The organism is Micromonospora sicca (genome assembly GCF_003172935.1).
Classification (GTDB): Bacteria; Actinomycetota; Actinomycetes; order Mycobacteriales; family Micromonosporaceae; genus Micromonospora; species Micromonospora sicca.
This window is the reverse complement of record NZ_QGKS01000357.1, coordinates 1-10,171: the sequence shown is the minus strand read 5'-3', so window position 1 is coordinate 10,171 and position 10,171 is coordinate 1. Positions and strand designations below refer to the sequence as shown.

The 10,171-nt window shown below is 74.2% G+C and carries 9 protein-coding genes; 6 read left to right on the top strand and 3 right to left on the bottom strand.

Going from position 1 to position 10,171, the window contains the following annotated elements; all coding sequences use genetic code 11:
* The 4 genes from DKT69_RS29030 to DKT69_RS29015 all read left to right on the top strand — a co-directional run.
* The coding region (locus DKT69_RS29030; protein ID WP_236648423.1) for an aldehyde dehydrogenase family protein at nucleotides 1-1,347 on the top strand (1,347 nt) is incomplete at its 5' end.
* A 5-nt stretch (nucleotides 1,348-1,352) separates the two neighbouring features.
* Nucleotides 1,353-2,120, top strand: a complete 768-nt coding sequence (locus DKT69_RS29025; RefSeq protein WP_109804650.1) for a 3-oxoacyl-ACP reductase — start codon at nucleotides 1,353-1,355, stop codon at nucleotides 2,118-2,120.
* Nucleotides 2,117-2,806 (top strand): gamma-glutamyl-gamma-aminobutyrate hydrolase family protein, encoded by a 690-nt coding sequence (locus tag DKT69_RS29020; protein ID WP_109804646.1) that lies wholly within the window; start codon nucleotides 2,117-2,119, stop codon nucleotides 2,804-2,806. The genes DKT69_RS29025 and DKT69_RS29020 overlap by 4 nt, the downstream gene beginning before the upstream one ends.
* A 1,029-nt stretch (nucleotides 2,807-3,835) precedes the next feature.
* The gene (locus DKT69_RS29015) at nucleotides 3,836-6,649 is read left to right on the top strand and encodes a SpoIIE family protein phosphatase (RefSeq protein WP_236648422.1); all 2,814 of its coding nucleotides are present in this window, start codon (nucleotides 3,836-3,838) and stop codon (nucleotides 6,647-6,649) included.
* Nucleotides 6,650-6,707: 58 nt separating this feature from the next.
* On the opposite strand, the gene DKT69_RS29010 is transcribed toward DKT69_RS29015, so the two are convergent.
* Complete coding sequence (locus tag DKT69_RS29010) at nucleotides 6,708-7,022, bottom strand: STAS domain-containing protein (protein ID WP_201749915.1); 315 nt, start codon at nucleotides 7,020-7,022, stop codon at nucleotides 6,708-6,710.
* A gap of 95 nt (nucleotides 7,023-7,117) precedes the next feature.
* On the opposite strand from DKT69_RS29010, the gene map reads away from it, so the two are divergent.
* Nucleotides 7,118-7,975 (top strand): type I methionyl aminopeptidase, encoded by an 858-nt coding sequence (gene map / locus DKT69_RS29005; protein WP_109804645.1) that lies wholly within the window; start codon nucleotides 7,118-7,120, stop codon nucleotides 7,973-7,975.
* Entirely contained in the window at nucleotides 7,972-8,688 is a 717-nt protein-coding gene (locus DKT69_RS29000; RefSeq protein ID WP_109804644.1) for a VIT1/CCC1 transporter family protein, read from the top strand. The genes map and DKT69_RS29000 overlap by 4 nt, the downstream gene beginning before the upstream one ends.
* Before the next feature lie 19 nt (nucleotides 8,689-8,707).
* Here the strand turns inward: DKT69_RS29000 and DKT69_RS28995 are convergent, their stop codons facing one another.
* Both DKT69_RS28995 and DKT69_RS28990 read right to left on the bottom strand, forming a co-directional pair.
* Nucleotides 8,708-9,445: a nucleotidyltransferase domain-containing protein gene (locus DKT69_RS28995; RefSeq protein WP_236648421.1), complete on the bottom strand. Its 738-nt coding sequence runs from the start codon at nucleotides 9,443-9,445 to the stop codon at nucleotides 8,708-8,710.
* An 89-nt stretch (nucleotides 9,446-9,534) separates the two neighbouring features.
* The coding region (locus tag DKT69_RS28990) for a zinc ribbon domain-containing protein (protein ID WP_146231240.1) at nucleotides 9,535-10,171 on the bottom strand (637 nt) is incomplete at its 5' end.

Genomic DNA, 10,171 nt, shown 5'->3' with positions numbered 1-10,171 from the left:
GTCAGGAACCCGGCGACGGGGGAGGTCTTGGCGAGCGTGGCGGGGACGTCGCTTGCCGAGACCGATGCGGCGATCTCGCGGGCTGCCGCCGCATATGAGGGGTGGCGGCACGTCGGTCCGGGGGATCGGGCGCGGGTGTTGCGGCGGTTCGCCGCGGTGGTGGACGCGCACCTGGAGGAGTTGGCGCTGCTGGAGGTGCGCAACGCCGGGCACACCATCGGCAACGCGCGGTGGGAGGCGGGGAACGTCCGGGACGTGCTGGACTACTACGCGGGGGCGCCGGAGCGGCTGACCGGGCGGCAGATCCCGGTGCCCGGCGGGCTCGACGTCACCTTCCACGAGCCGCTCGGCGTGGTCGGGGTGATCGTGCCGTGGAACTTCCCGATGCCGATCGCCGGCTGGGGCTTCGCGCCGGCGCTCGCCGCCGGCAACACCGTCGTGCTCAAGCCCGCCGAGCTGACCCCGTTGACCGCGCTGCGCCTGGCCGAACTGGCCCTCGAGGCCGGCCTGCCGGAGGGCGTGTTCACCGTGCTGCCCGGCGCGGGAAGCGTGGTGGGGGAACGCTTCGTCACCCACCCCGCCGTGCGCAAGGTCTGCTTCACCGGCTCCACGCAGGTCGGGACGCGGATCATGGCCGGCTGCGCCGAGCAGGTCAAACGGGTCACCCTGGAGCTGGGCGGCAAGTCCGCCAACCTGGTCTTCGCCGACGCCGACCTGGCCAGGGCGGCCGCCGCCGCGCCGTACGCGGTCTTCGACAACGCCGGCCAGGACTGCTGCGCCCGGTCGCGGATCCTGGTCCAGCGAACGGTGTACGACCGGTTCCTGGAACTGCTTGAACCGGCCGTGCGCGCCTTCCGGGTCGAGGACCCCTCCGCCGAGACCGCCGAGATGGGTCCGCTGATCTCCGCCGCCCACCGCGACCGGGTCGGCGGGTACGTCGACGGCGCGAAGGTGGCCTTCACCGGCTCGTGTCCCGACGGCCCCGGCTTCTGGTACGCCCCGACCGTGCTGCTCGCCGACTCGCCGGCCGACCGGCACTGGCGGGAGGAGGTCTTCGGCCCGGTGGTCTCGGTGCTCCCGTTCGACGACGAGGCCGACGCGATCCGGCTGGCCAACGACACCGAGTACGGGCTCTCCGGCTCGATCTGGACCCGGGACGTGGGCCGCGCCGTCCGGGTGGCGCGGGCGGTGGAGGCCGGCAACCTCAGCGTCAACTCGCACTCATCGGTGCGCTACTGGACCCCGTTCGGCGGGATGAAGCGCTCCGGCCTCGGCCGGGAACTGGGTCCGCACGCGCTGCACGCCTTCACCGACGTCAAGAACGTGTTCATCTCGACAGAGGAGTGATCGCAGTGCAGGGACGGCTACAGGACCGGGTCGCCGTGGTGACCGGGGCGGGCAGCGGGATCGGGTTGGCCACGGTGCGGCGGTTCGCCGCCGAGGGGGCCCGGGTGGTCTGCGTCGACATCGACCCGGAGGCGGGAAAGCGGGCCGCCGACGAGGTGGGTGGGGAGTTCGTGGCCTGCGACGTGGCCGACGAGGCGGCGGTGCGGGACCTCTTCGACGGGGTGGTGGCGCGACACGGCCGGGTCGACGTCGCGTTCAACAACGCCGGCATCTCCCCGCCCGACGACGACTCCATCCTGGAGACCGGGCTGGACGCCTGGGAGCGGGTGCTGCGGGTCAACACGACCAGCGTCTACCTCTGCTGCAAGCACGTCATCCCGCACATGCGCCGGCAGGGCAAGGGCTCGATCGTCAACACCGCCTCGTTCGTCGCGCTGATGGGGGCGGCCACCTCGCAGATCGCGTACACGGCGAGCAAGGGCGGGGTGCTGGCGATGACCCGGGAGCTGGGCGTGCAGTTCGCCCGGGACGGCATCCGGGTCAACGCGCTCTGCCCCGGCCCGGTCGCCACCCCGCTGCTGCTGGAGCTGTTCGCCGCCGACCCGGAGCGGGCCGCCCGCCGGCTGGTGCACGTGCCGATGGGCCGGTTCGGTCAGCCGGAGGAGATCGCCGCCGCGGTGGCCTTCCTGGCCAGCGACGACTCGTCGTTCATGACCGCCGCGCAGTTCGTGGTGGACGGCGGGATCACCGGCGCGTACGTGACCCCGCTGTGAGCCGTCCGCTCATCGGGATCACCGCGTACGTCGAGCCGGCCGGCTGGGCGGTGTGGCGGGACGTGCCCGCGGCGCTGGTGCCGCAGGCGTACGTCCGGGCGGTCACCGCCTCCGGCGGCCGGGCCGTGCTGCTGCCCCCGGACGACCTCGACGCGGACGTGGTGGGGGTGCTCGACGGGCTGCTCCTCGCCGGTGGCGCCGACGTCGGCGCGGAGCGGTACGGCCGGCCGCCCGATCCGCGTACTGAGAGCCGCCCCGACCGGGACGCGGGCGAGCTGGCCCTGCTCACCGCGGCGCTCGCCGCGGACCTGCCGGTGCTCGGCGTGTGCCGGGGGATGCAGCTCCTCGCGGTCGCCCACGGCGGGGCGCTGCACCAGCACCTGCCGGACGTGGTCGGTCACGACCGGCACCGGCCGGCGCCCGGGGTCTACGGCGCGCATCCGGTGCGGTTCGCCCCCGGCAGCCTGACCGGGTCGGTGCTGGCCGGGGTGGACCGGGTCAACTCCTACCACCACCAGGGGGTGGCCGACCCGGGTGACCTGGTGGTCACCGGGTGGGCCGACGACGGGGTGGTGGAGGCGCTGGAGGATCCGCGGCGGCGTTTCCTGCTGGGCGTGCAGTGGCATCCGGAGAACGATCCGGACCCGCGCCCGGTGGCCGCCCTGGTCCGGGCCGCCCACCACTGAGCAGCCGAACGTGTTGCCCGGATCACACCGTCGGTGGTCGCGTCAGGATGAGGCTCGGGTAACCAGCGACCGTCGGCCGCAATGCGTTACGTTGCTCCTCCATCGGGGTAATAGGCGGGGACGGTCGGCGAGATCTCGCCGACCGTCGCGGACGTTGGCCTGAGCGGGAGGCTGCATGAGCTCGGCCCAGGGGGGCGAGGGCGGGCGAGGCTCGTTCTCGGGGACCGGCGAGGCGGAGTTGCCACCACTGTTGACCGCGGCCTTCGCCGCCGGCGGCGAGATGGGTCAGCGGCTGCACGCCTTCGACTGGTCCACCAATCCGCTGGGCGCGCCGGAGGCCTGGCCCCCGGCCCTCTGCCACGCCGTCAGCATGATGCTCTCCTCCCGGGCCCAGATCGTGATGTTCTGGGGCGAGGACCACCGCGCCTTCTACAACGACGCCTACCGGCCGACCATCGGGGCGAAGCATCCGGCGGTGATCGGGCAGCCGGCCCGGGTCCACTGGGTGGAGACCTGGGAGGTGCTCGGGCCGCTGCTGGAGGGGGTACGGCGCACCGGCGAGCCGTACCGGGGCGAGAACCACCCCTTCGTCATCGACCGGCACGGCTTCCTCGAGGACGTCTACTTCGACGTCTCCTACGATCCGATCCGGGACGCCGACGGCACGGTCAAGGGCGTGTTCTGCTTCGTCAACGAGACCACCGGCCGGGTGGTCGGCGAGCGCCGGCTGCGGGCCCTGGCCGAGCTGGGCTCCCGACTCGCCGACGTGCAGAGCATGCGGGAACTCGGCCGGGTTGCGGCCCGGGTCCTCGACGGATACCGGACGGACCTGCCGTTCAGCCTGCTCTGGCTGTACGACGCCGCGGGCAGCCCGGTGCTGACCGGCTGCGCCGGCGTCGACCCCGGCCGGGTCGTCGGGGGGCCGCCGGAGCCGCCGGCGGCCGCCGCGGACGCCTCGGGGAAGGCCCGACCGGTGCCGGTGGCGACCTGCTCGACGGGCTGCCGCCGGACGCCGCCGAGCACGCCCTGGTGTTGCCGATCACCGCGACCAACGAGCCGGCCGGCGTGCTGGTGCTCGGGCTCGCCCGCCGGCTTCCGCTCACCGACGACTACCTCGACTTCACCGACCTGGTGGGGGCGCAGATCTCCCGCGCAGTCGGCAAGCAGCGGGCGTACGAGCAGGAACGCGCGCGGGCCGCGGAGCTGGCCGCGCTGGACCGCGCCAAGACCAACTTCTTCACCAACGTCAGCCACGAGTTCCGCACCCCGCTGACGCTGGTCCTGGGGCCGCTGGAGGACCTGCTCGCCGAGCCCGGCCTGCCCGCCGAGTACACCGAGCGGCTGACCATGATGCACCGCAACGCGCTGCGGCTGCTCAAGCTGGTCAACACCGTGCTGGACTTCTCCCGGCTGGAGTCCGGGCGGCTGGCCGCCCGGTACCAGCCCACCGACCTCGCCGACTACACCTCCCGGCTGGCCAGCACCTTCCGCTCGGCGATCGAGCGGACCGGGCTGCGCCCGGTGGTGGACTGCCCGCCCCTGCCCGCGCCGGTCCACGTCGACCGGGACATGTGGGAGAAGATCGTCCTCAACCTGGTCTCGAACGCCGTCAAGTTCACCTTCGACGGTGAGATCCAGGTCCGGGTACGCGCGGTCGACGGAGCCGCCCGGGTGGAGGTCGTCGACACCGGCGTCGGCATCGCGCCGGAGGAGCTGCCGCACGTCTTCGAGCGGTTCCACCGGGTGCCGGGCGTCCGGTCGCGCACCCACGAGGGCACCGGGATCGGGCTGGCGCTGGTCCGCGAACTGGTCGAGATGCACGGCGGCACGGTCGAGGTGCGCAGCCGGGTCGACGAGGGGACCACCTTCGCCGTGACCGTCCCGTTCGGGCACGGGCACCTGCCCGCCGACCGGGTGGTCACCCTCGCCCCGGTGCCGCTGACCGAGCCGGAGCAGGCCCGGCTCTACGTCGCCGAGACCGTGCTCTGGACCGACCCGGTCGGGCCGCCCGCCGAGCTGCCGCAACGGGTCGACGCGCCCGCCGGCGGCGGGCGGATCCTGGTCGCCGACGACAACGCGGACCTGCGCGAACACGTCACCCGGCTGCTCGCCCAGGCCTACGAGGTGGTGGCCGTGCCGGACGGCGTGGAGGCGCTCCGGCTGGCCGTCGACGCCCCGTTCGACCTGGTGCTGACCGACGTGATGATGCCGCGGCTGGACGGCTTCGGGCTGGTCACCGCGCTGCGCGCGAACCCGGTCACCCGGCACGTGCCGATCGTGCTGCTGTCCGCCCGGGCCGGCTCGGCCGAGGCGGTCGCCGGGCTCTCGGTCGGCGCCGACGACTACCTGACCAAGCCCTTCTCCAGCGAGGAGCTGATCGCCCGGGTCCGGGCCAACGTCGAACTCGGCCAGCTGCGCGGCCAGATCATCCGGCGGCTGCACGCGCTGGCCGACGCGGCCGTGGCGATCAACACGGCCCGCTCCACGGCCGACGTGGTGCAGGTCGCCGCCCGGCACGCGCTCAGCCTGGCCGAGGCGGCCCGGGTCGTGGTCACCACCACCGGGGCCCGCTACGAGGCGGACGGCGGCGGCGAGGCGGCCATCGAGCCGACGGTGGTGCTGCCGCTCACCGGCACCACCGGCGAGCAACTCGGCGAGCTGCGGGTCTGGCGCCGCGACGGGGACGGCACCGAGCAGGCCGCGCTGACCCAGCTGGCCCGGCTGGTCGGCGTACGGCTGGAGAACGCCCAGCTCTACGAGGCCGAGCACCGGATCGCCACCACCCTCCAGCACAGCCTGCTGCCGCGTACGCTGCCGCAGCTGCCCGGCGCCATGGTGGCCAGCCGGTACCTGCCGGGCAGCGCCGACGTCGAGGTCGGCGGCGACTGGTACGACGTCATCGGCGCCGCCGACGACGAGGTGGTGCTGGTGATCGGCGACGTGGTGGGCAAGGGCGTCCGGGCCGCCGCCGCGATGGGCCAGCTGCGCAACGCGCTGCGGGCGTACGTCCTGGAGGGCTTCGACCCGGGCCAGGCGCTGACCCGGTTGAACCGGCTGGTCGGCTCCACCGAGCACGGCTCCTTCGCCACCGTCGTCTGTCTCCGGTTCTCTCCCCGCACCGGCCGGCTGCGGTACGCCAGCGCCGGTCACCCGGCTCCGCTGCTGATCCGCGGAGACGACGCGGCGCTCCTGCACGACCGGGCCCTCGGACCGCCGATCGGGGCGGTCCCGGAGGCGGCGTACCGGACCGTCGAGGGTGAGTTGGCCCCCGGCGATCGTCTGCTGCTCTACACCGACGGCCTGATCGAGGACCGGGAGCTCGGCCTCGACGCCGCGCTGGACCAGCTTCGCCTGGACGCCGCCAGCCCCGGGGAGCACGTGGCCGACCTGGTCGACGCGGTGGTCGAGCGGGTGGCCGAACGGCCCCGGCACGACGACGTGGCGGTGCTGGCCCTCGAGGCGGTCGCGCTGAACCGGTTCGCGCTGCGGCTGCCGGCCGACCCGACCCGGCTCAGCGTGCTGCGCAAGCGGTTGGAGGACTTCCTCGTCGCCCACCGGGTGGGCGAGGACGACCTGTTCGACCTCACCGTGGCGATCTCCGAGGCCGCCGCGAACGCCATCGAGCATCCGCTGTCGCCGGCCGAGCCGGTGATCGGCGTGGAGGTGACGATCGAGGGCCGGACGGTGGTCGCCACGGTCCGGGACAGCGGGCGGTGGCGGGAGTCCGCCGGGGCGGGCTTCCGGGGCCGGGGACTAGCGCTGATCCGGGCGCTCGGCGACCTGACGCTGCGACGTACCGCCGAGGGCACCGAGCTGACGCTGCGCCGGCAGTTGCGCGACTGAGCCGACCAGCCGGCGACGGGGGGCTGCCGGGCTGGCCGGGCGCGCGGGCTGCCGGGGCTCAGGCCGGCTGGAGCCACTCCTGCTCGCCCAGGCCGGAGATCTCCAGCACCCGGCGGACCTGCCGGGACGGCAGCACGGTCAACGCGCCGGGGAACCGCTGGGCGAGCCGGACCAGGGCGTGGATGGCCGCCGAGTCGAAGAAGGTGACCGCGCGGAGGTCGAGCGTCACGTGCCCGGCCGGCTCCCGCAGGGCGGTCTGCAGCATGGTGTCCGCGGTGGCCATGTCGACCTCGCCGGTCACCAGCACACGGAGCTGATCACCGTCGACCTCCGCCGTCGCGGAGAAGACGGGAGGTGCGCCCCCTAGATCCACGGAGCCACAATGGCACAGCCGGCCGGGCGCGGCAACAACCCGCGCGAGCAGGCCGTGGCGGGGGTCACGCCGACGCGCGGCGATAGGCTGTCGGCATGACCGTCCGTGCGCCGCTGACCCCAGGCACACTCTCCCCGTGGCGACCGGTGCCTGCCCACATCGCCCGTCCGGAGTACGTGGGCAAGAAGCGCCCCCAGGAGTGGCGCGGCTCGCACGTGCAGACGCCGGAGACCATCGAGAAGATGCGGATCGCGGGCCGGCTCGCCGCCCAGGCCACCCAGCTCGCCGGGGAGCACTGCAAGCCGGGCGTGACCACCGACGAGATCGACCGGGTGGTGCACGAGTTCCTGGTCGACCACGGCGCCTACCCGTCGACGCTGGGCTACAAGGGCTTCCCGAAGTCCTGCTGCACCAGCCTGAACGAGGTGATCTGCCACGGGATCCCCGACTCGACGGTGCTCACCGACGGCGACATCATCAACGTCGACGTCACCGCCTACCTCGACGGGGTGCACGGGGACACCGACGCCACGTTCTGCGTGGGCGAGGTCAGTGAGGAGGCGGGGCTGCTGATCGAGCGGACCCACACGGCGATGATGCGGGGCATCAAGGCCGTCGCCCCGGGTCGGCAGATCAACGTGATCGGCCGGGTCATCGAGTCGTACGCCAAGCGGTTCGGCTACGGCGTGGTCCGCGACTTCACCGGCCACGGCATCGGCGAGACGTTCCACAGCGGCCTCTACGTGCCGCACTACGACAGCCCCCGGCCCACCGACATCATGGAACCGGGGATGACGTTCACCATCGAGCCGATGATCACCCTCGGCACCCACCAGTACGACATGTGGGACGACGGCTGGACGGTGGTCACCAAGGACCGGAAGTGGACCGCCCAGTTCGAGCACACCATCGTCGTGACCGACGACGGCTACGAGATCCTGACCCTCCCGTGACCGAGACCCCGGCCGCGCTGCGCGAGGCGCACCACGCGGACGTGTCCGGCGGCTGGCTGCGGCCCGCCGTGTTCGGCGCGATGGACGGACTGGTCACCAACATCGCCCTGATCGCCGGCGTCGGCGGCGGTGGCGTCTCCCCGCGCAGCGTCGTGCTCACCGGCGCCGCCGGGCTGGTCGCCGGCGCCATCTCGATGGGCCTGGGGGAGTACACCAGCGTCCGGTCGGCCAACGAGCAGGTCGCCGCCGAGGTGGCCAAGGAGCGGCGCGAGCTGGAGCGGCACCCCGAGGCGGAGGCCCGCGAGCTGGCCGAGGCGTGGGTGGCCCGCGGGCTGCCGCGGGACCTCGCGGTACAGGTCGCCGAGGCGGTCCGGCGCAACCCGGAGGAGGCGCTGCGGATGCACGTCCGGGAGGAGTTGGGCGTCGACCCCGACGAGCAGCCGAGCCCGTGGGCCGCGGCGATCTCGTCGTTCCTGTGCTTCTCCGTCGGCGCCCTGGTCCCGCTGCTGACCTACCTGCTCGGCTTCACCAGTCTCTGGCTGGCGCTCGGCGTCGGCGGGGTGGGGCTCTTCGTGGCCGGGGCGGTCGTCGCCCGGTTCACCAACCGCCCCTGGTGGACCAGCGGCCTGCGTCAGCTCCTGCTCGGCGCCGCCGCCGCCGGCGCGACGTACCTGGTCGGCGCCTTCATCGGCGTCCAGGGCGGCATCGGCTGACCCGACCCGGGTGGCGTGGTCAGGCGTCGAGGAGGTCGTCGACCGTGCCGTCGACGGGGCGGCCACGGGCCGCCAACTCCTCGGCCTGGCGGGCCAGCACCGCGCCGATCTCGGTCATGTCCGCCCCGGCCAGCCCGGTACGCCGGACCGCGTCCCCCGGGTCACGGAAGTAGGTGCGGCTGAGCAGCCCGTTCACCGTGGCCGCCGCCAGCCGCGCCTCGCCGAGCATCAGCAGCGCCTGGTCCGTCTCGTACCACTCGGCGAGCCGGGCGGCGCGGGCGTGCGCGGCGCTGCCCCGGTACCACGCCTGCCGGGCGGCGGTGCTGAACTCGGCCGGCCGGGCCCGGGCCAGCCGGGCCAGGTGCTCGTCGCGCAGGGCGCGCAGCCACCCGGTCGGGTCGTGCAGCGCCCGGGTGGTGACGTACCGGTCGGCGGTCAGCGGCCAGAGCGCGGAGATCGTGCGGGCCTGCCGCAGGTAGTCGTCGGCCCCGGCGACGGTCAGGTCGACCAGCACCCCGTCCACCCGGCGGGTGGCCGGGGCCGGACCGTTGCCCGGCCGGTACGTGGCCAGCAGCAGCCCGACCTCGCCGTCCCCGCCGCCGTCGTCGTCGCCGTGGGCCAGCGGGCCGTGCACCGCGACGGCGAGGATGTCCGCCGGGAACCGGCGCAGCGCCGCGGCGCTCACCCGCTCGGCGACCCGCCACCGTGGATCGTCCAGCTGCGGGTCGGTCCCCAGCTCCACGTCGCTGGTGTCCACCGGTCACCTCCGTCCACGCCGGGACCACCGGCCCGGGGCGTCGCCGTCCGGCGGTGCCCGCTTCGCGCCGGCCGTCCGCCGTTCCCACCCTAGTGCGGTGTCCACTGACGTTCACCGGGTTTGCGGTGGGTGTTGTGGATCCTCGCCTTGGGGGCGAGCGACTCCCCACTGGTTGGTGGGGCGGGCCTCCGCGGGCCAACTGATCCTCGCGCCGCCCGGGGTGGGCGGCGGGGGTCACGTCGGGACCGGCCGGCACCCGGGAGGTGTCGGCCGGCTCGACGGTGCGTGACCACCTCCGGCAGCACAACCGCTGCCAGGGTGGTGGGTCCGCCGCCCGGGATACGGGTGGCGATGCTGGCGGCCGCGACGAGGTCGCGGTGCCCGGAGAATCGACAGTGCGGGCAGGACAAGGTCCTGCCCCGAGGTTTCGGCACCCGCCGTCGGCAGGCGGGGCAGGTCGACGAGGTGCCGCGTTCGTCGACCAGCCGTACGGTGATCCCGGCCAGGGTGGCCTTGTCGGTGAGGACCTGCAGGAGCCGGCCGATCTGCCACTGCCGCAGCCGCAGGTTGTGCCGCCGCCCCGCAGCAAGGTCGAGCACCCCGCGGGGGTCGCCGACGTGCAGCACACCGACCCGCTGTTCCACCGCCCACGAGACGACGGTGCGGGCGGCCTCGTGCTGGGCCTGACGGACCCTGCGCCGGGCCCGCCTGGTGGAGGGCCGGCAC

Coding starts and splice junctions, on each gene's coding strand:
- map (WP_109804645.1), top strand. CDS start 7,118: ATGACCGTCCGTGCGCCGCTGACCCCAGGCACACTCTCCCCGTGGCGA.